Source organism: Donghicola eburneus, from assembly GCF_900115865.1.
Taxonomy (GTDB): domain Bacteria; phylum Pseudomonadota; class Alphaproteobacteria; order Rhodobacterales; family Rhodobacteraceae; genus Donghicola; species Donghicola eburneus.
On sequence record NZ_FOXY01000001.1, the window covers coordinates 442,989 to 463,730 of the forward strand.

Annotated in this window: 21 protein-coding genes and 1 riboswitch; of the genes, 12 read left to right on the plus strand and 9 right to left on the minus strand. The window is 58.5% G+C overall.

Going from position 1 to position 20,742, the window contains the following annotated elements:
• Positions 1-11 precede the first annotated feature (11 nt).
• The 6 genes from acs to BM225_RS02095 form a co-directional block, all read right to left on the minus strand.
• The gene (acs, locus tag BM225_RS02070; protein WP_072706312.1) at positions 12-1,985 is read right to left on the minus strand and encodes an acetate--CoA ligase; all 1,974 of its coding nucleotides are present in this window, start codon (positions 1,983-1,985) and stop codon (positions 12-14) included.
• A gap of 362 nt (positions 1,986-2,347) precedes the next feature.
• Positions 2,348-2,626, minus strand: a complete 279-nt coding sequence (locus BM225_RS02075) for a hypothetical protein (protein WP_072706313.1) — start codon at positions 2,624-2,626, stop codon at positions 2,348-2,350.
• Between the two features lie 102 nt (positions 2,627-2,728).
• A riboswitch (cobalamin riboswitch) is annotated at positions 2,729-2,923 on the minus strand.
• A gap of 31 nt (positions 2,924-2,954) precedes the next feature.
• Positions 2,955-3,614, minus strand: coding sequence for a hypothetical protein (locus tag BM225_RS02080; protein WP_072706314.1), 660 nt, complete (start codon positions 3,612-3,614; stop codon positions 2,955-2,957).
• Positions 3,598-3,978, minus strand: a complete 381-nt coding sequence (locus BM225_RS02085; RefSeq protein ID WP_245780394.1) for a glycine zipper family protein — start codon at positions 3,976-3,978, stop codon at positions 3,598-3,600. The genes BM225_RS02080 and BM225_RS02085 overlap by 17 nt, the downstream gene beginning before the upstream one ends.
• A gap of 96 nt (positions 3,979-4,074) precedes the next feature.
• Positions 4,075-4,989 carry an isopenicillin N synthase family dioxygenase gene (locus BM225_RS02090; RefSeq protein WP_072706316.1) on the minus strand — a complete coding sequence of 305 codons (915 nt, stop codon included), beginning with the start codon at positions 4,987-4,989 and terminating at the stop codon, positions 4,075-4,077.
• A 36-nt stretch (positions 4,990-5,025) separates the two neighbouring features.
• Complete coding sequence (locus BM225_RS02095) at positions 5,026-5,790, minus strand: helix-turn-helix domain-containing protein (RefSeq protein ID WP_092463734.1); 765 nt, start codon at positions 5,788-5,790, stop codon at positions 5,026-5,028.
• A 123-nt stretch (positions 5,791-5,913) separates the two neighbouring features.
• On the opposite strand from BM225_RS02095, the gene BM225_RS02100 reads away from it, so the two are divergent.
• Entirely contained in the window at positions 5,914-6,744 is an 831-nt protein-coding gene (locus BM225_RS02100) for an SMP-30/gluconolactonase/LRE family protein (protein ID WP_072706318.1), read from the plus strand.
• A gap of 41 nt (positions 6,745-6,785) precedes the next feature.
• Here BM225_RS02100 and aptA read toward each other — a convergent pair whose 3' ends face one another.
• Positions 6,786-8,105, minus strand: a complete 1,320-nt coding sequence (aptA, locus tag BM225_RS02105) for an omega-aminotransferase AptA (protein WP_072706319.1) — start codon at positions 8,103-8,105, stop codon at positions 6,786-6,788.
• A 126-nt stretch (positions 8,106-8,231) separates the two neighbouring features.
• On the opposite strand from aptA, the gene BM225_RS02110 reads away from it, so the two are divergent.
• The 11 genes from BM225_RS02110 (at position 8,232) to BM225_RS02160 (ending at position 17,484) form a co-directional block, all read left to right on the plus strand.
• Positions 8,232-8,801 carry a cupin domain-containing protein gene (locus BM225_RS02110; RefSeq protein WP_072706320.1) on the plus strand — a complete coding sequence of 190 codons (570 nt, stop codon included), beginning with the start codon at positions 8,232-8,234 and terminating at the stop codon, positions 8,799-8,801.
• A gap of 119 nt (positions 8,802-8,920) precedes the next feature.
• A complete protein-coding gene (locus tag BM225_RS02115) occupies positions 8,921-9,208 on the plus strand; it encodes an STAS domain-containing protein (protein ID WP_083595662.1) in 288 nt (95 codons plus the stop codon).
• Positions 9,205-9,585, plus strand: a complete 381-nt coding sequence (locus tag BM225_RS02120; protein WP_072706322.1) for a response regulator — start codon at positions 9,205-9,207, stop codon at positions 9,583-9,585. Before BM225_RS02115 ends, BM225_RS02120 begins: the two co-directional genes overlap by 4 nt.
• Entirely contained in the window at positions 9,582-11,591 is a 2,010-nt protein-coding gene (locus BM225_RS02125; RefSeq protein ID WP_072706323.1) for a chemotaxis protein CheA, read from the plus strand. Before BM225_RS02120 ends, BM225_RS02125 begins: the two co-directional genes overlap by 4 nt.
• A 1-nt stretch (position 11,592) precedes the next feature.
• The gene (locus tag BM225_RS02130; protein ID WP_072706324.1) at positions 11,593-12,057 is read left to right on the plus strand and encodes a chemotaxis protein CheW; all 465 of its coding nucleotides are present in this window, start codon (positions 11,593-11,595) and stop codon (positions 12,055-12,057) included.
• A complete protein-coding gene (locus BM225_RS02135) occupies positions 12,054-12,905 on the plus strand; it encodes a CheR family methyltransferase (protein WP_072706325.1) in 852 nt (283 codons plus the stop codon). Before BM225_RS02130 ends, BM225_RS02135 begins: the two co-directional genes overlap by 4 nt.
• Positions 12,905-13,291, plus strand: coding sequence for a response regulator (locus BM225_RS02140; protein WP_072706326.1), 387 nt, complete (start codon positions 12,905-12,907; stop codon positions 13,289-13,291). Before BM225_RS02135 ends, BM225_RS02140 begins: the two co-directional genes overlap by 1 nt.
• Positions 13,291-13,578: a hypothetical protein gene (locus tag BM225_RS02145; RefSeq protein ID WP_072706327.1), complete on the plus strand. Its 288-nt coding sequence runs from the start codon at positions 13,291-13,293 to the stop codon at positions 13,576-13,578. Before BM225_RS02140 ends, BM225_RS02145 begins: the two co-directional genes overlap by 1 nt.
• Before the next feature lie 33 nt (positions 13,579-13,611).
• On the plus strand, positions 13,612-15,954 hold the full coding sequence (locus BM225_RS02150) for a methyl-accepting chemotaxis protein (RefSeq protein ID WP_083595663.1): 2,343 nt from the start codon (positions 13,612-13,614) through the stop codon (positions 15,952-15,954).
• 10 nt (positions 15,955-15,964) lie between these two features.
• On the plus strand, positions 15,965-16,948 hold the full coding sequence (locus tag BM225_RS02155) for a chemotaxis protein CheB (RefSeq protein ID WP_177218559.1): 984 nt from the start codon (positions 15,965-15,967) through the stop codon (positions 16,946-16,948).
• Positions 16,948-17,484, plus strand: coding sequence for a chemotaxis protein CheD (locus BM225_RS02160; protein WP_083595665.1), 537 nt, complete (start codon positions 16,948-16,950; stop codon positions 17,482-17,484). The genes BM225_RS02155 and BM225_RS02160 overlap by 1 nt, the downstream gene beginning before the upstream one ends.
• On the opposite strand, the gene BM225_RS02165 is transcribed toward BM225_RS02160, so the two are convergent.
• Together BM225_RS02165 and BM225_RS02170 are read right to left on the minus strand one after the other, a co-directional pair.
• Entirely contained in the window at positions 17,481-18,401 is a 921-nt protein-coding gene (locus BM225_RS02165) for a threonine ammonia-lyase (RefSeq protein WP_072706329.1), read from the minus strand. The genes BM225_RS02160 and BM225_RS02165 overlap by 4 nt on opposite strands.
• Positions 18,402-18,421: 20 nt before the next feature.
• A complete protein-coding gene (locus BM225_RS02170) occupies positions 18,422-19,834 on the minus strand; it encodes an asparagine synthetase B family protein (protein ID WP_072706330.1) in 1,413 nt (470 codons plus the stop codon).
• Between the last annotated feature and the right edge of the window lie 908 nt (positions 19,835-20,742).

Sequence of the window (20,742 nt, forward strand, 5' to 3'; positions counted from 1 at the left end):
ATCCATCTCCGTTAGCCCCGGTTCATCCGGTTTTCGATCAGCTCGTCCACGCAGCCGGGTTCGGCCAAGGTCGAAGTGTCACCCAGCGCGCCAAAGTCGTTCTCGGCGATCTTGCGCAGGATACGGCGCATGATCTTGCCCGAACGGGTCTTGGGCAGGTTGGGGGCCCACTGGATCAGGTCGGGTTTCGCGATCGGACCGATCTCGGTGCGGACCCACTTCTCCAGCTCTTTGCGCAGCTCTTCGGTGGGCTCTTCGCCGTTCATCAGGGTGACATAGGCGTAGATGCCCTGACCCTTGATCTCGTGCGGGTAGCCAACCACTGCGGCCTCGGCGACTTTGGCGTGTGCCACCAGCGCGCTTTCGACTTCGGCAGTGCCCATGCGGTGACCCGATACGTTGATCACGTCGTCCACACGGCCAGTGATCCAGTAGTAGCCATCCTCGTCACGGCGGCAGCCGTCACCCGAGAAGTAGTAGCCCTTGTACTGACTGAAGTACGTGTCCTGGAAGCGCTCGTGGTCGCCCCAGACGGTACGCATCTGGCCGGGCCAGCTGTCGGCGATACACAGAACGCCTTCGGTCGCACCTTCGAGAACTTCGGCAGTGGTGGGGTCCAGAACGATCGGCTGAACACCAAAGAAGGGCGTGGTTGCCGAGCCGGGCTTCAGCGCGGTTGCGCCGGGTAGCGGTGTCAGCAGGTGACCACCGGTTTCGGTCTGCCACCACGTGTCAACGATAGGCGCTTTGCCCTTGCCGACAACGTCGTTGTACCAATTCCATGCTTCGGGGTTGATCGGTTCACCCACGGTGCCAAGGGTCTTGATCGACGACAGGTCATACTTCTCGACGAACTCGGTGCCCTTGCCCATCAGAGCGCGGATCGCGGTCGGCGCGGTGTAGAACTGGTTGACCTTGTGCTTTTCGCAGACAGCCCAGAAACGACCGGCGTCGGGGTAGGTAGGAACACCTTCGAACATTAGCGAGGTCGCGCCGTTCGCCAGCGGGCCATAAACGATGTACGAGTGGCCGGTGACCCAACCCACGTCAGCGGTACACCAGTAGACGTCGCCCTCGTGGTAGTCGAAGACCAGCTCTTGGGTCATCGCCGCGTAGACCAGATAGCCGCCCGAGCAGTGGACAACGCCCTTGGGTTTGCCGGTCGAGCCCGAGGTGTACAGGATGAACAGCGGATCTTCGGCGTTCACTTCCTCGACGGGGCATTCGGGAGCTGCATGCTCCATCAGAGCGTTCACGTCCACGTCGCGACCGTCGACCCAAGTGGTCTGACCGCCGGTGTGCTTGACCACGAGGCAGCGAACCTTGTCCGAGCAGTGCAGAAGCGCGGCATCCGCGTTCGACTTCAGCGGGGTGACACGGCCGCCACGGGGCGCTTCGTCTGCGGTGATGATGACCTTGGCGCCGCAGTCGTTGACGCGGTTTGCCAGAGCGTCGGGCGAGAAGCCCGCAAACACGATCGAGTGGATCGCGCCGATACGGGCACAGGCCAGCATCGCATACGCCGCTTCGGGGATCATGGGGAGATACAGGATGACACGATCACCTTTGGTCACACCCTGGCTGCGCAGGACGTTCGCCATGCGGCAAACTTTGTCGTGCAGCTCGTTGTAAGTGATGTGCTGTGCTTCGTCGTCCGGATTGTCGGGCTCGAAGATGATCGCAGTCTGGTCGCCGCGCTTTTCGAGGTGACGGTCAATACAGTTGTAGGCAACGTTCAGGGTGCCATCGTGGAACCACTTGATGCTGACTTCACCGAAGTTGTAGTTGACGTCTTTGACTTGGGTGTAGGGCTTGATCCAGTCCAGACGTTTGCCGTGCTCGCCCCAGAATGCTTCGGGGTCGTTCACCGACTGGGCATACATCTCTTGATACTTTGCCGCATCAATATGAGCGGTTTTCGCGAATTCAGTCGGAACTGGATAGACCGGTTCCTTGACCTCGGCGGTTTGCGCTTGAGTGGACATTAGGCTCCTCCCTCTGTCGTTTTATGGACGCCCCGTATGGGGGCAAATTGCAGCCACAGAATATGTCGGCGTCTCTCCCTTAGCGAGACATTACCAGAGTTTGAAAACAATGGAATAAGTCCCTGCAAGGCATCAATTTATTTGTGAAGCTTGTTTACTCGCAGATGTCATTTTGTAAATTCACTGAAAATTGAGAGGTGAAATTTTCGTGAAAACAATGTGATAGGTGCAAAATGAGAAAACCGTTAGCGCGGTATCTTTGCGACCAATGTATGGGGTGGCTGCGACGGAACGGCGCAACCTTGACGATGGTAGCGCCGATCAATTTGTTTGCAGTTTGCTGGTCAGATGGTTGCAACCTTTTACTGAAGCCGCATTTGACCCCGTCTGGCCCCGCGGCGTCTGGGGGCGGGCATGGGCCGTGTCGCTTCGACCAGCATGGTTTCGAACGCGGCCAATGCTGCTGAGTCGGAATCGAAATAGTGCAGTTTCGCGATTGCTGCGCGGGCCTCTGCGCGCATGTCGGTCGTATCCTCAAGGCTCAGACACCATTGAAGAAAGCCCGCCCGCGCCCGTTCTGTCGGATCAATTTGAGAGTGTTTTGCGGCCGTCAGTCCGGCCACGATGGTCGTTAAGGTCATAGCGCCCTCCGCGCGTTTGGACCAAGGAGGACAGGCGGAAACCGATATGCCCGAACGCTGCAGAAGCTGGGGCCACCGCATCCGCCGGAACACCCCGTCCGGGTTTGCATTGCTTAGATGGCAGGTCTCCTGACTCGCGTGTCTTTGCCGTTTCGGACCTTCCCGGCGCGGGGCCAGTGGTTCTGCCGAAGGGCTCTTCGCTTACAGTTGCGGGGGCAGTCGTGGATTTACACCACGTTCCCTTTTCATGCCGTTCCTGCCGGAGCAGGGCGGGCAACCATCTGCGCAGACCATGACGGGCCCGTCTGGGCCCGTCAATTCAATTCGCTCAGGCTTTGATGGATTGCCAATTGCATCTCGGCCAAAGCGTCACCGCGATCCAGAAAAATAGCCCCATAAAGCCAATTCCGAACACAGCGCCGCCGGCCTCTGCCAGTGCGGGGTGCAAGGTCAGCACGCCCGCCGTGCCCACCACAACGGCCAAACCCTTTTGCGCTGGGACAAGGGCTGAACCTGTTGCGATTCCCAAAACCCATAGTGCCCCAAGCAATTCGGTCCCGCCGCCGATCCCCTCGATCAAACTGGTGGCGATGTGCCAGTGACGGGCGGCATCCGACGGGGCGGAGCGGTAAATCTCTGGCAAACTGGCCAGCGCCACCACGGCCACAAGCCCCGCCGCAATCACCAGTGCGGACCAGACAAAGCCTACTCCGGTGATCCAGCGTCGCCAAAGGGGCGCATTGCGCTCTGACAGGGCCAGCACCAGCATTAACAGCGCCAGCCCGTTGACCACATAAATGCTGAAATACCACAGCCGCAACGCGCCGGAATGGGTGACGATAAAGGCGATGGTCCGGATTGACGGCACGCCCGCCGCATCCAGATCTGCCCCAGCAAAGATGGTCGCGTACATCAGCAGGCCAACCAGATAGGTTAGCCCGCACACTGCTGCCGCCAGCGCCGCAAAGGGTCTATCCGACGACCGCATGGCCACGCCCCTTCATGCAGTTGATCACGATGTCTTCTTTCTTGTCTTGGTTTTCGACCGCGACCGTGCCGCCCAGAATGGCGGCACCCCCCAACGCGTTACCAACCATGTCGTCATCGTCTGCCACTGCCGACAGCAGAGCCCCCGCGGCCGCTCCGATGGCGGCAGCACCGTAGGTCTCTTGGGTCAATTGGGTCTGGTTCTTGGCCAGTCGCTGGCAGGCAGCCAGATCGCTCTGGAACCCGATCGTGGTGGGGCCGTCATTGATCGGTGTGTAGTTTGCGCCGCTGTCACCGCAGGCGGACAGCAGGGTGCCTGCGAATAGGGCGAGGATGAAGTGCTTCGAGTAACCTTCCATGGTCATGCTCCGTGTCTGAATTTTCTGACACGGCTTTTGACCGATTGGTGCAATTTCTCACATGACCGCAGGTGTCACAGACATGACACTTGGTGCCAATTGTCACGCGGGGCGCTGCAGGTGCAGGTAGGTCTCGCGAAAGCGGCGCTCTAGATGGTCGCCCGCCAGCAGTGTTCCGCCCGAGCCAAGGGGGGCGACATTGGTGTCGTAATTCGGGTTAAAGAAAAGCGGGACGCTGACGCGTTCTTGGCTCGTGCCGATGACGCGGTGCAAGGTGGCTTTGATCCGCCCGTTGGTCCAGCTTTCCAGCATTTCGCCGAAATTAATGATGAATGTGCCTGGCTCGGCTTGAACAGCCAGCCATGAGCCGTCGCGCTGCTGCACTTCCAGTCCCGCAACGCCGTCTGTCGCCAAGAGCGTCACGCAGCCATAGTCCGTATGCGCCGCGATCCCGAAATCATTAGCACCCGCATCGACCGGACGGCTGGGGTAGTAATTCCCGCGCAGCAAGGTCATCGGCTTGGTAAAGGCTTCGTCAAAGCTGCCCTCGGGCAGGCCGACCGCTGCAATAATCCCGCGAAGTGTGTTCATGGCGACGCCAACCGCGCGGTCCGCATAATCTTCGACGATCTGTTTGAAACCGGCGGGCTGATCTGGCCACTGATTTGGCGCGTAGCAGGTCAGATGGGCCAGCGGGTCATTGGCGGGCAGCGCGAGGCCACTGTCAAAGACCTGCTTGTAGTCGGGGTTCGCGTTGGGATCGACCTGTTCGGAATAGGGTGCACCCCAACCGCGGTTCGCACCGGTGCGGGCCATGTTCACAGGCTCTTTGGCGGCCTCTGGCAACTGAAAGAACGCGCGATAGGCGTCGATCACGCGCAAGACGTCCTCTGGCGTAAGGTCGCTGTTCACCAAAGTCATGAAGCCGACCTCTTGGGCTGCGCGGCGCAGCTCTGCCATCGTTTCAGGCGCGCGGGAGATCATCTCGCGGGCGTCGATACGGGGGATGGTGGTCATGGCAGGGGCCTTTCGGGTGTCGCGTCGCGGCGGACCCTAGCGCCCTTGGGGCACGGTTTCCAGCGTGTTCGCAGGGCGCGCCATCAGGGCGCCGAAATCCACGACCCCCCAGAATCCCGCAATCTTGTAGGGCTTGAGGAGGTGTTCTGGTGCAACCAGCTGGTCCTGTCGCGAAAGCTCCGAGATTTTCTCGCTCAGCGCCTGAATATCTTGGCGGATCTCCAGCGCGGTTTCGCTCCGCATCCGGCGCGATATGGTAAAGAAATGATCTGCGTTACCTGATGGGGTGCTGATCCCATGCGCGATGAAGCGCAGGTTGACCTCTTTGAGGAGGGGCAGAAGCGGGCCATTGGGTCGGAACCGGATCGGGGCATGCGACAAAAGCCGAATTTTGTTGCCCGCACCGACCTCTGCCAATCCCAGACGTTCCAGCGTCATGCCCATCTGGTGCAGCCGCGTCGGGCTCAGGCCCATGATTTGTGCGATGTATTCAGGCGCACGCAGATCACGCAGCAGGATCAGAAAGTAAAAGAGGGGCGGGTCGGCCGCCAAACTTAGTTCGGTGGCCATGGGTAATACGGTCGCCTCTGCCTTCTGGCGGGCAGCATTGTCGGTCACGTCCGACAGCGACAAATCGAGTGCGTCGCAAATTTCGATGATGCGGCTCAGTTTGCAATCCCGCGCCGCAAAGATGCGTTTGATTGTGGGTTCTGACAGACCCAGCGTGTCAGCCAGATCGGCATAGGTCATGCGCCGTGCACGCAGAGCCTCTTGAAGGACTTTGAAGACATCTCCGCGCATGTGGGCTCCTGTGATACGGGATTGGGTGGTGTCGTATCGTTAAATGATACCAAAACGATGATCGGCGCAATAATCGTATCACACATATAGGAAGTTTTCATCTTTACCGATGGAGATTTCAGAATGACTTTACGCTTGAATGCGACCCTTGTGGCAGGTGTGGCGGCGACCTTTACAGCCCATTCGGCAACCGCAGGTGAGTTTGAGTTGCCCGAGTCAGCGATCTTTGACGCGGCGCATAACCGGATCATCGTGAGCAACATCAAAGGTGGCTTCACAGACGCGGATGGGAATGGCTATTTGTCCAGCCTGAACCCTGACGGGACAGTGATGGCACAGCATTGGCTGACGAGTTTGGATGCGCCCAAGGGAATGGCGATCTTGGGGAAGCGGCTGTTCGTGGCAGACGTTACGGGATTGGTTGAAGTGGATTTGGAGAGCGCTGCAGTGGTGGCTGTCCACCACGCGAAAACGGCCGAATTCCTAAATGATGTGACGGCGGCCGATGACGCGGTCTATGTCTCTGATCTGATGACTGACACGATCTGGCGCCTGCAGGACGAAAACTTTGAACCTTGGGTGCAAAGCGCAGCACTCAGCCATCCGAACGGGATTGCCTGGGATGAAGATCGGTTGATCGTTGGGTCTTGGGGGCAGGGCCTGCACGAGGATTTCACCACAGACGCGCCGGGCGATGTGTTGGCGATTGATGCGGAAAGCCAAGACATTGAGGTGATCGCGGAAGGGGTCGGAAACATCGACGGTGTTGTGATGGTGGACGGACGCCTGATCGTTAGCGACTGGGTGCAGGGGGCCCTGATCGAAGTTCAGGACGGCGGCGCAGAGGTGATCGGTAGGTTCCCAACAGGCTTGGCTGACATTGGGACCGATGGGGTGAACCTGCTGCTGCCGCACATGCTGGAGGGTCGCGTGCAAGTTCTGCCACTGCCGTAAAGCGAAACCCCCGCGTCCATGTGAGGCGCGGGGGTCGCTGTTTAGGCGGTGGTGCTGATCGCTTCGCCAAGAATATCGATCAGGGTATCAATATTCTCTTTCTCAAAGATCAGCGGCGGCGACATTGCAATCGTTTCGCCCGTATAGCGGACCATGGCACCGGCTTTGTAGCACTTGAGGAAGACCTCGTAAGCTCTTGTTCCGAATTCACCTTCGCGGCTTTCCAGTTCCACGCCACCGATCAGACCGATGTTTCGGATATCCTTGATTGGGCCTTTGTCGCGCAGGCTGTGGACCTTTTCTTCCCAGTAGCTTTCAAGCTCTGCGGCACGGGTCAGCAACCCGTTCTGCTCGTAAATGTCGAGCGTCGCCAAACCGGCCGCGCAGGCCACAGGGTGGCCCGAATAGGTGTAGCCGTGGAACAGTTCGATCATGCCCTCGGGGCCGGTCATGAAGGCATCGTGGATAAAGCCCTGCGCGAACACAGCGCCCATGGGCAGCGTCCCGTTGGTGATCCCTTTGGCCGTGGTGAACATGTCGGGCACGACGCCAAATTTCTGGCTGGCAAAAGGCGTCCCCAAACGGCCAAACCCAGTGATAACCTCGTCAAAGATCAGCAGAATGCCGTGCTGGCTGGTGATCTCGCGCAGGCGCTGCAGATAGCCTTTGGGCGGGATCAAGACACCGGTAGAGCCAGCGACGGGTTCCACGATTACAGCGGCAATGGTTTCTGCGCCATGCAGGGCGATGATACGCTCCAGATCGTCGGCGAGATGCGCGCCATGCTCTGGCTGGCCCTTGCTAAAGGCGTTCTCGGGCAGGTGCGTGTGGGGCAGGTGGTCCACGCCGGTCAGCATTGTGCCAAAGTTCTTGCGGTTGTTGACGATACCGCCCACGGAAATGCCGCCAAAGCCGACGCCGTGGTACCCACGCTCGCGACCGATTAGACGGGTGCGCTGGCCTTCGCCGCGCGCACGGTGGTAGGCGAGCGCAATTTTCAGCGCGGTATCTACGGACTCAGAGCCGGATCCGGTGAAGAACACGTGCTTGAATTCATCGGGCGCGAGGGCGCGCAAACGATCGGCAAATTCAAACGCGATCGGGTGACCCATCTGGAACGCAGGCGCATAGTCCATTTCCAAGAGCTGGTTATATGCTGCCTTCGCGATCGATTCATAGCCGTGCCCGGCGTTGCAGCACCACAGACCAGCAGTGCCGTCCAAAATATCGCGCCCGTCGTCAGAGGTATAGTGCACCCCCTTGGCCCCGACCAGCATCCGCGGGTCGGCCTTGAACTGGCGGTTGGCGGTAAAAGGCATCCAGAAGGCGTCTAGCGGGATATTGCGCGCAGCTTGATTCATCAGAGCGATCCTATAAGTCGTTTGAGACAGATTACGCCTTTGGTTTGCCAGCGGAAGTCTGTTTTTTGCTTTCTCTAAGATATTGATATAACGATACCGGATCGGAAAACGTTGCGGATCGTGAACATGGTGAACAACTTCGATGACCCAGAAAACGAGGTGGCCATCCGGCTGCGTCGCTTGCGGCTTGCGCGGGGGCTCTCCCAACGGGCGCTGGCCAAGGCAGCAGGGGTCAACAATTCCACGGTGTCTCTGATCGAGAGCGGGCAGATGAACCCGTCAGTGGGCGCGCTCAAGCGGGTTCTGACCGGCTTTCCGATTGGAATGGCGGAATTCTTTGCCTTTGATGCTACGCCAAACGAGCAGGTGTTTTTCGCTGCCGAAGAGCTGAAAGAGATTGGCAAGGGCGGCATTTCCTACCGTCAAGTGGGCGGTACTATTCCTAGTCGTACCCTGCAAATTCTGCACGAAACCTACAAAGTCGGGGCGAGCACGGGCACCGTTCTGCTCAGCCACGAGGGTGAAGAAGGCGGCATTGTCATCAAAGGCAGGCTCGAGGTTATCGTGGGGGAACAGCGCAAGATTTTGGGGCCCGGGGATGCCTATTTGTTCGACAGCCGCATGCCCCATTCCTTTCGGGCGATCGGCAAAGATGAATGCGTCGTCATCAGTGCGAGTACGCCGCCAACCTTCTGAGATTTAGCGAAAATCCTAAATACATCGCGGGGAACCGTGGTCCCGCTTTCATGAGTTGTTAGGGCCTCGGCCCGTAGCGTTCCCCCAAGACGCGGTTTTTTAACGAATGGGGGACTGCTTTGGCGAGCGATAGCCTATCAACTCTGACGCTTGAACCGGACGACTGGTTGGACGATCCCGAGACCGCAATCGGGGCGTTGTCCGCTGCGGTTGCCACAGGCGAGGTGTGTGTCGACGCAAGCGGCCCGCGCATGTTGCCAGCGCAAGTTCTACAAATGCTGATCTCGGCCCGCAAATCGGTCGAGGCACAAGGGGGCCGGTTTGTTTTGCGCGCTCCATCCGAAGGGGTCGTGCGCAGCCTGACCGCCTTGGGCTTTGCCGACTATTTCGAGGGGGCTTTGCAATGACGGCGCTCTCTGTTCTGGCCATCGACGATTCCCGGACGATGCGGATGATGGTGACCGCGGCTTTGGAAAACGCGGGCTTTGACGTGGTGACGGCGGATGACGGCGTTCAAGGGGTCGAAGCCTTTGGTCAGCGCCGCTTTGATGCGGTGATCACCGACATCAATATGCCTAACCTTGACGGGTTTGGTGTGATCGAAGCGATCCGATCCGCCCCGAAGAACCGGCGGGTGCCGGTTTTGGTTCTGACCACGGAAAGCAGCGACGAATTCCGAAATCGCGCACGATCTTTGGGCGCAACCGGTTGGTTGGTGAAGCCCTTCGAAGAAGCTGGCCTCGTTAACACAGTCCGCATCGTGACAGGGCAGGACGTGGCATGAGTATGGACGCCCTAAAGGCCACTTTCTTTGCCGAGTGCGAGGAGCTGGTCGAAGCGATGACCGAAGGCCTGCAGCAGATTGGCGACGACGACTGGGGCAGCGAAACGGTCAACGCCATCTTTCGCGCAGTGCATTCGATCAAAGGATCAGCAGGCGCCTTTGGTTTCGAGACGCTGGTCGCTTTCGCCCACCGTTACGAGACGGTACTGGACAAAATTCGCAGCAATACGCTTGGGATCGACGCCGATGTCCTGCGTGTGATTACCCGAGCCAGTGATGTTCTGGCGGAATTGGTCGAGTTGGCGCAAGTCGAACCTGATGCAAAACCGGCGGCCTACGATCCAGTCATGACAGACCTGAACGGGTATATCGAGACGGCGGCAGAGCCCGAGCCCGAAGAGGACTTGTTCGCGCCCGTCGCCTTTGCCGCCTTGCCACTGGGACTGGACGAGCCCGAAGATGTGCGGATCGAATTCGCCCCGGATGCGAGTTTCTATCGCAATGGACACGAGCCCGAACGGATTTTCACGGCTTTGGGCCCCGATGTTTCGGCAGTCTGCGACGCTGATACGGTGCCGCTCCTGTCTGATTTCAACGTCGATACCGGTTATCTGGTGTGGTCGCTCGAGATCAAAGGGAAAACCGAAAGCGAGGTTGCCGAGGCTTTTGAATACGCAAAGGGCCTTGGACGCATCGATTACCTTTCGGACGACGCACCTGCACCAGTCGGGCCCGTGTCCGAGATCGCGGTAGAGGTTCCAGCACCGCCTTCGACACAAGCCAAGCCAGCCAAAGCGCGTCCTGCGTCGGCGCAAACCCTGCGCATTGATCCAGAACGCGTCGACCGGCTGATCAACACTGTGGGCGAGCTCATTATCAATCAAGCCGTTATTGCCCAGAAGATCGAAGGGGATGGAACGCCTGTTGATCCCGAGGTCGCCAGCGCTTTGGATGATTACCGATATCTCGCCCGCGAGATCCAAGAAGCAGTCATGTCGATCCGTGCACAGCCGGTGAAGTCTCTGTTCCAGCGCATGGCGCGGGTCGTCCGCGAAGCGGGTGAAGCGACGGGCAAAGCGGTGTCCTTCGAGACCCGCGGCGAGGCGACCGAGATCGACAAAACCTTGATTGAACGTCTGGCAGATCCGCTGACACACATGTTGCGCAACGCTGTGGATCACGGGCTGGAGTCACCCGAAGATCGCGCAGCCACCGACAAACACGCGACCGGTACGGTCACGCTCAGTGCCGCCCATCGGTCAGGTCATGTGATGATCGAGGTGTCAGACGACGGCGCCGGACTGGACCGCGCCCGCATCCTGAAAAAGGCGATTGCGAACGGGCTTGTTGCCGAGGATACCAACCTGTCGGACACAGAAATCGACAACCTTCTGTTCGCGCCCGGCTTTTCGACCGCAGATCAGGTGACGAACCTGTCTGGACGCGGGGTTGGCATGGACGTGGTCAAAACATCTATCACCTCGATCGGGGGACGGGTCACAATTACCAGCGAGCAGGGCCGCGGATCGACCTTTACGATCTTGCTTCCTCTGACTTTGGCTGTGCTGGACGGCATCGTTGTGTCGGTCGCCGACGAAACCATGGTCGTGCCGATTGCGACCATTATCGAGACCATCCGCGCGAGTTCGGATGATGTCATTGAGCTGTCGCCGGATAACTGGGTGCTCAAGGTCCGTGGCGCCTACGTGCCGATCATCGACCTTGCGCCCCTATTGGGGTTCCGGACAGAGCGCAATGCGGCCGGGCCCTTTATCTTGGTCGAAGCAGAAACCGGCGCTGTTTACGCGTTTGCCGTCGATGAAATCTGGGACCAGCGTCAGATCGTGATCAAAAGCCTAGAAGGCAATTATGGCGCCATTCCAGGGATCTCAGCCGCAACCATTCTGGGGGACGGACAGATTGCGTTGATCGTCGATCCAGAGGCGCTGATCGCATTAGCCGGTCCCACCGCAATGACGTCACACAAGCAAAAAGTGGGGGCCTGACATGACAGATTCAAATGTTTCAGCGGACCAACCGTCCGAATTTGTCTCGCTGACGGCGGGCGGGCAGGGGTTCTGCGTTGATATCCACGCGATACGGGAAATTCGCAGCTGGACTCCTGTCACCACGCTTCCGTTTGCAGAGCCTTCGGTGTTGGGGGTCATGAATTTGCGCGGTGCGGTGATCCCGATCATCGACCTGAAGGATCGCCTCGGTCTGGGAGCCACAAGCGAAGACCATCGAAATGTGATCGTCATCGTCAATCTCTCTGGCCGCACGCTGGGCCTGCTGGTCGAAGCCGTCTCAGAAATCATTTCGGTGCCCGCAGATGGAATCCTGCCGAACCCGACATCTGCAACCGAAGGCAACCCGGCCCAGATCATTGGCCTGATTTCGCGTGATAACCAGATGTTGCGGGTGCTTGACCTGACCGGCCTTGCGATGGCCGAGACCGAGGATGCCGCATGAACCAAATAACTGAGTTGGACAGCGTTGAGAGGCCGACGCTTTCAGACGAAGCGTTTCAGCGGATCGCGACCATCGCCAAGGGGAATTGGGGCCTGCATCTTGAAGAGAACAAACGCCCGCTGGTGACAGCTCGTTTGTCCAAGCGTGTGACGGCAACCGGGGTTTCGTCCTTTGCCGACTACATCGCCTTGATCGAAGCAGGGGATGCTGCGGAATGTGACCACTTTGTTTCTGCTCTGACGACGAACGTCACCCACTTCTTTCGAGAGCAGCACCACTTCGACTATCTCGCGGAAACCGTTGCGCCGGCTTTGCAGGGGCACCGGAGCGTGAGGGTTTGGTCGGCGGGGTGTTCGACAGGGCAAGAGCCTTATTCGATCGCCGCAACTCTGTCGCGCGCGCTGCCCAAGGCCTCTGATCTGCGGATTTTAGCCACGGACGTCGATCAAGACGTTTTGCACAAGGCCGAGGGGGGCACATATCCTGCGGCAGAGGTTGTCTTTCCGTCGCCCGCGCTCGAAGCGCAGGTCTTTGGGACCAAAGAGCGGGGTCCAAACCGAAGTGTACGGCCTGAATTGCGCAGCATGGTTACGTTTCGGCGGCTCAATTTGATCCAGCCCTGGCCAGTTTCGGGCGCGTTCGATGCGATCTTTTGCCGGAACGTCGCGATCTATTTCGACAAGCCGACACAGGCAGGGCTTTGGCAGCGCTTTGCGAGCCACCTAAAGCCAAACGGCCATCTGTTTATCGGCCACAGCGAACGCGTCGAGCACCCTGAAACGCTGGGCCTGCAGCCTGCAGGCATCACCCTTTACCGAAAATCACTTGCCTTGGATGGAGGCCGCTAATGTCCTTGAAATCGAAATTGAAAGTCATGGTCGTCGACGACATGTCGGTCAGCCGCGGGCTCTTGGCACAATGTCTCGAGGAAATGGGCCTGCAGAACCTAGAGTACGAAAAGTCTGGCCAAGATGCCTATGCTAAATTGGCTGAAAGCCCCGTCCACCTCGTTATCAGCGATTACAACATGCCGGGGATGAGCGGTCTTGATCTGCTGCAGCACGTGCGCGCAAACAAAGAGACGCAAAAAACCGGTTTCATTTTGGTGACCGGCACGCCCACGTCAGATATCGTCACCCGCGGCCGAAGTCTGGGGCTGAATAACTTGGTGAAAAAACCCTTCACCACGGCGTCGCTCAAATCCTCGATCGAAGCGGTTGTCGGGCGGCTGTGATGGAGGTGCCAACCTCCGCCCTGGTTGCTGTCCTGAATGACGCACGCGCGCAATTCGCAACGTTCGAAGCCGCCCAAGAGCATTCGAACGATGTGAGCGCAGAGGTTCAGGCCTTTGATACGGCGACACAAATCCTCGCCGATCTGTCAAATTTGCTCGCAAGTGCAGCGACAGCCCACGTCGATTTCACCGATGCGGATATTGCCAGTGTCCGGCTCCAGCGGGTGCGCGATGCGCTCTCTGGCGCCTCTTTCGATGCGGCCCAGCCGCAGATCGAACTCTTTTAACTTACCTACCTTGTCATCCGTCAGGAGATCCCAATGTTCAAACGCCTGAGCCAGGCCCGGATTTCGCTACGTTTGCCCGCGTTGATCGTCGGGACGCTGATCATGACTGTGATCGTAGCGAGTGAAACCTACTACCTTCAGTTTCGCAAAGAGGCAGAGATCGCCGCTGAGCAGAAGTCCGAAGTTCTGACCGCGCAGGTCACGAACAGCCTACAAAATTGGTTCCACTCTCTTGATCAACAGCTCGATACGCTGGCCGAGGATCCAAACACCGCGCTGGCCCTTCAGCGTTTTGGCGATGCGTTGCAAGCGGGCGGCTCGGTTTCTTTGCGGGACGTGCGCCAAATGTACCACGAGAGCAACAGCTTCCCGATGGGTGAGTTGAATAAACTGCAAGATGCAGGCGACGGCAGTCTATATTCAAGTTTTCATCGCAAGGAGCATGGCTTCTTTGACGGTGTGACAGAGCGGTTTGGCTTCTACGACCTGTTCCTGATCGATCCTGACGGCGACGTCATTTACACGGTCTACAAAGAGGCGGATTTCGGCACCAATTTGGTTGCGGGCACCTATGCGTCTTCGGGCTTGGGGCAGGTTTTTCGCGAAGCGATGAGCGCACAAAACGGTGACCTCTCCTTCGTGGATTTCGCCCCCTACGCGCCAAGCGCTGGTGCGCCAGCTGCCTTTATCGCACGCAAAGTGATGACCCAAGACGGTAGTGTCGCCGGCGTTCTGGCCCTGCAGCTGCCCCAAGATGGGCCGTTTCAGGTGATTTCCAACATTGGGGGGCTCGGTGCCGCCGACGAGGTCTATCTTCTGGGGGAGGATGCTCTGGCACGAACGGTATCCCGCTCGGATACTGACTTGGGACTTTTGGACCCCGCTCCGAACACCGCTGCCGGCGATGCCGTCAGGGCAGAAACCGATGGCTATTTCCCGCACGTCTCCGGTCTGTCAGGAGCGCCTGCAATGGTCACGGTCAGCGAAATACCTGTATTCGATCAACATTGGCACATCATTGTAGAGCTTGACGAAGCAAGCCAGTTCAATGCCTTAACCCGCCTGCGTCACACCATGTTCGCCTTCGTCGCGATCGGTCTCGTTGCCTCGGCTCTGCTTGGTTGGCTGATGGCGCGATCCATTACGAAACCGCTCGCGGGTTTTGCCCACGCGATGGAGGAAATTGCGAACGAGCGGTACGAGACCAAAATCCCTAATACGGAGCGCGGTGACGAGCTTGGCGGTGTGTCACGGATCCTCGAAGATTTCCGCATCAAGCTTCAACAAAGCAGCGAAGCAGCACGTCTGCGCGAAATGGCGACAGCCGAACAAGAGCGTGTCGTCGCTGATATTTCGGGGGGCCTACGTCGTCTGTCGAGCGGCGACCTGACAAGCGCACTGAATGAACCGTTTGATAGCGATTACGAACAGTTACGGTTGGACTTTAATGCGACTGTCGACACTCTGAATACGCTCATGCTGTCTATCAGTGACAACGCCAGCGAAATCCGCTCGCGGGCCGAAGAGATCAGCGGTTCGTCGGATGACTTGTCTCGCCGGACGGAAAACCAAGCAGCGACGCTGGAACAGACTGCAGCTGCCTTGGATGAGCTTACCTCTAGCGTCCGATCGGCAGCGGACGGCGCAGCAGAGGTCGAGCGTGTCGTAACCGAAGCGCGCGCGGAGGCAGAGCAAAGCGGCAAGGTCGTGAACGACGCGGTTGATGCTATGTCGCAGATCAAGAAATCGTCGGACGAGATTGCACAAATCATCAACGTGATCGACGACATCGCGTTCCAGACCAATCTGCTGGCCCTCAATGCTGGCGTCGAAGCGGCGCGGGCGGGCGACGCGGGCCGAGGATTTGCAGTCGTTGCCTCGGAAGTGCGTGCTCTCGCGCAGCGGTCTTCGGATGCGGCCAAGCAGATCAAGACGCTGATCGGTTCCAGCACAGAGCAAGTGGAAACGGGTGTTGGCCTCGTGGGGCGTGCAGGTGGAGCGCTGACCTCTATCGTGGACCGCGTCGGGCAGATCGCTCAGCTCGTGAGCGGGATTGCAGTGGGCGCAAGAGAGCAGTCTGCGGGCCTAGGCGAAATCAACGTTGGGGTGTCTCAGCTGGATCAGGTCACGCAACAAAACGCTGCTATGGTGCAGGATGCGACAGCCGCAGCCATGACGCTCAAGAGCGAAGCCTCTGGCCTATCGCAACTTGTCTCGCGCTTTCAGCTGTCCGGAAAACCAGGCGAACCACTCGCCGCGCCCATGCAATCAGCGCAGCCCTTTCCTGCGGTCATGAATGTCGAAGAGACATTTAGCGGACCTCCGCCCAAGGCCTTTGCCGCGGCGGGAAATGGTCCGACCTGGACCGACTTCTAAGAGGGCACACATGCGTATCATGATTGCCGATACTGATCTGGCGCGCGCGGACCATATAAACCGCGCGCTTCAGACAGACCCCAGACTCCGGGTTGCTGGACATTTTTCCAATCTCACCGATTGCTATCACGCTGTCGAGCACCGCCCGCCCGCTATTGTTTTGGTCTCAGCTGCGATGGCGCAGGCCATCGAATTCGAGGTGATGACCCATCTCTTTGAGGCGCTTTCGGTAAAGTGGATCCTGCTAGGAACTCACCGCGATGCAGAGGTTTTCAATGCCCGTTCGCGTCCAAAGAGGCAGATTTCGTCAGTCGATCCGCACTGCGCGCCAGCGGACTTGTGCCGCAATATAATCGCCAGTGTTGTCCGATCGAATAGCGCGGCGCCTGATTTCCGGTACGCTCCGCGCTCTGGGACGTGGGATAGGCTGTTCTTGATCGGTTCTTCGACGGGCGGGGTCGATGCGCTCATGACAGTTTTGGGGACGATGCCCGCCGATTGCCCTCCGGTCATGATCGTGCAGCACACGGGCGAAGGGTTCTCGGCAGGTCTTGCGCGTCTGCTTGATAACAATTGCCGCGCCAGTGTCCGAGAGGCACGCGATGGCGATCTGCTTGAACGTGGGACCGTCCTTCTTGCCCCATCGGGGCGACATCATATGAAGCTCGACATGACACGCGGCGCGCGCTGCAAACTGGTCGAAGGCCCTGCGGTCTCCGGCCACAGACCGTCCGTGGACGTGCTGTTTCGGTCGGCGCTGCCTGTGGCACGCCGCTGCGTTGCGACAATCCTCACCGGGATGGGCCGCGATGGTGCAGAGGGACTACTGGAGCTTCGGCGCTCTGGCGCCGTTACGTTGGGGCAGAATGAGGAAACCTCGATGGTATATGGGATGCCAAAGGTTGCTTTTGACATCGGCGCTGTGGAGACCCAGCATCCCCTGAGCCAAATCGGACCGCAGATGTTGTCTTCCACACGGGGGCGAGCTGCCTGATGGCGCGGTGCATCGATTGGCCCGAAGGGATGCGCTGTACGCTCCGAACTGTGGTCTCCGGAGAAACCTGCGTTACGGCCGAGGACGATCTTGTAATTTCAACGGTCCTCGGTTCGTGCGTGTCGGTCTGCTTATTTGATCCTGTCGCCCGCGTTGGTGGCGCGAACCATTATTTTCTGAGTTCAGGGCGCGGGCAAAACGCGAGCTACGGCGCCGTTGCCATGGAGCTGGTGATCAACGGCCTAATGCGGCGCGGGGCTGAAAGATCGAGGTTACGGGCCAAAGTCTTTGGTGGGGCGCTGATGAAATCAGGTTTGGGGGACATTGGGAAAGAGAACTCGAAATTCGCGCTCGAGTATTTGCAAACCGAACGAATGCCGATCGTTGCCATGGATCTTGGGGGATTTTGGGCACGCCGGTTGCACTTTCATCCAACCTCCGGACGCGCGCGTGTGGTGCAAACCAAGCAGCCCCAACTTGTGAATGAAGCGGCTGCGGTCGCTCCAAGTGGCGCGACGCCGGTCGAGTTGTTTTAGTTTTGGTGCGCGTCCCAAGCGCTGACGATCTGTGCGTGGAGGGCGGGGTCGATATTGCTGCCTGACAGAATTGCGATAGAGGAATGACCTGCGGGAGTGTCGCGCAGGGCTGCCGCGACCGCTGTACAGCCACCAAGTTCGGCCCTGATTTTGTGCTCATGCCAAAGCCAGCCACAGGTATTTCGCAAATCCGCGACGGAGACGCTCGTAAAACTGGCAAGATCTGCGTTTCGCATAATCTTCGCGGGGAGTTTGCCCAAGGTTCGGATCGCGACACCTTCGGTCGACGGCGGTGGCGGAGACATGGGTGGCAGGTCTCCGGCGCCATCCCAAACAATACGCTGGACCCGTTCGTAGGGGCTAAGTTCAACGCCGATAACACTGTTCCCGCCGGTTTCAAAAGCGGTGATCGCACCCGAAAACAGACCTCCGCCACCTATCGGTGCAAAAACTGTGTAGCCGGTGGTGTCGATTTCCTGTTGAATCTCCGAAAACACGGCGCGGTTGCCCGCGATAATGTCGGGATGGTCGTAACTGGGCACTAGCTGCGCGCCGCTCTCTTCTGCAAAGGTCGTTGCGCACGCCAATGCCATTTCGTAATCCCCGTTGATCAACCGGACCTCACCGCCTGCGCGCCGGATGGCCTCTAGTTTCTTGGCTGGGGTGGATTCCGGCACCATAATGATAGCCTTAATGCCATGCGCGCGCGCCGCCATTGATAGCCCAATTGCATGATTTCCGGTTGATGCGGTCGTGACACTCCCCGATGGAATGTCATTCATCGACAGGAAATGTGAGGGGCCTCTGATCTTGAACGACCCGCTTGGCTGCGCACCTTCGTTCTTGATCCAAAGGGTGCGGTCCTGTGGAAGTTTGGCCTCAATCAATGGGGTCCGGATCGGTGTCATGGCGTTCATGCCGAATGTCCTTGTGTAAGTTAAGCCAAACCATAGGCATTCAGAGACTTGGAAAACGGCGGATTTTTGGCCAACATTTGGTTATCTAGGGCGCGTGTGTAGGGTATGTCCCTGAGCGCAGGAGCCGCGCGCGCGATCAGTCGCTGGTTATACTGCAACCGGTAGCGCATGGCCGGCGGAGCGGAGGCTAAGAGGGTGATGATCTCGCGGTCACATCCGGGAGCCACGTAGAAATTCTTGACGAACCCATAGAAGGACGCGCCGAGCGAATAATTGCGGTAGAGTTCGAGCCCCATGAAATCCAACGTTCGATCGCGGGCACCGTCGGGCAGGGTCGCGCGCCATGCGGCAAAATGCTTTTGCGGCCAAGGGAACAGGCCGAGTTCGGGCCGGTCATGGTAAAGAAGCTGGGTTCCAATTTCGTCCGTGATCCCTGCAGCGCCATGTCGGATAAAGGCCATGGCCCCGAGTTTGCGCCACAACACAGCTTTGGAGATATCGGTAACATGTCCCCGAAGAACAACGCCGCCATCGGGCAGAGCTTGGGTCGCGGTCATTTCGCGGCGGGGGATTGTGTGCTCGGGGCTCTTCGTCGGGTAGGTGAAATTCACGTTGCCCCGCGCCAATGCTGCCTCGCGCAGGTAGCGGTAGACACGTCGAGGCGGTAAAGCCAGCGGCGAGTCCCAGTGCATCACGTCCAGCACGTCACGCTCCCATCCAAGAGCTTCGCAGAGCTGCGCGGCAACCTCGGAATCCGCGAGGGCGTTCTTGGTCGTGATATGGGTGAAGACGTAGTCAGGGGACAGGTTGCGCGCTGCGGCAATCGCCATCAGCACACGGCTGTCTTGTCCCCCTGTCACTGGGAGAATGGTCGGTCCTCTGACAGCGGTTAGGGCATGCATGATTTCGCCATGGCGGGCGATGACCCTGTCGATTCCGGCGTCGAGTTCTTCTAGGCTGCTGCAGGTAAAACTCTGTTCTTTGGGCCAAAACCTATGCATTTGCCCAGTTTCAAGATCCAAATAGTGGTTCGGCATGAGCGCGAACACATCCTTGTCCGCCGTATGGCCAAACGCATACCGGCTGACCGTCAGTTCGGCAGGATAAGCGGTCGAAGGCTCGGTTGGCCGCGTCAAAGCCATATGGAGCGTTGATGCGATGCGACCCTGAGCACGGTTGATCAGCGCGCCCATAGACCCCGTTGGGTCGAGGTAAAGACGCTCTTGCGCGCCGTGTCGCAGTAGCGCGATATACCGGCCGCCTAGGCCAGAGATATACCGTTCGAGTCTCTCGATGTCCGTACTCTCACTCAGGACGTCATTCAATCGAGTGTTTCTCGCCAAAGTCCCGGTCGCGTCGACCGCGTGTCCCATGACGATCACCTGAATGGTTTTATCGTGCTTGTCTTTGACTTCGGCCTCAGCGATCGGCATGCGAGGGCCCGACAGAAGAAGCCATTTTCCGAAAGCGCGCCTTTGGTAGCGGGGTAACTCTTGTCCGGCGTCCGTCGTCAGCAAAAACTGCTGTGCAAAGGCTCTGGTAAAGTTGAGGCCGTGCTCCTCGCACAGACTAAGGGCCTGAACGCTCATACTCGATCCAAAAATGTAAATTGAAGTGTGTGGTAGCGTGCCGCGTAGGTATTCCGCGTAGCAATGGCGCTCATTTCAACGGCCCGGGTCGATGCACGCGGCTGACAAGCCATCGCATATCGGGGCGACTGGTTTTGGAGGAGCGACTGTTCTGTCTTGGATGCGGTCTCTGGCAATGTGTTCTCGCAGCTGCTTACGCCGTGATGGGTAAAACCATACTTACAAGAAAATAAGATCAAAATGATATGGCAACAATAAGGTGTACGCCGCTTATGCGCCAACAAAATTGCCGCGCATTATCGCAACAGAGATGTACAAGAATTGAAATTCGGAGTGCGAAATACCGAAGGAACCTTAACACACACGCAGTGCGCCAAAACTGCTTTCGTTCCTGACAGGTCGAATGCTCCAGGGGGGGATGCTTGAGGTCATTGGAAGAAAAAGGGAGATCGGCGCCAGCGTAAGGGTTGCGAGATTTCTATCGAACCAATTGAAATACAGCGCAATTTTGCAGGAATCCTGGCCGAGATCACGGAGCGCACACACTCAAGCTCAAGTAGCTGCATATGGTCAAGAGGTACACTGAACGCAATGATTGGGAACAATAAATGGGGTTTGGGGGGCTGACCGGCTTGTCGGTGGGGGCTCTGTGGAAGCGGATCGTCGGAAGTTGCAGTCGGTGCCTGAGACACGATAGCCGATTGTCATGCGGTAGGGGGCCATGAAGCCGCCGGTGTAGTCGTGGTAGACGC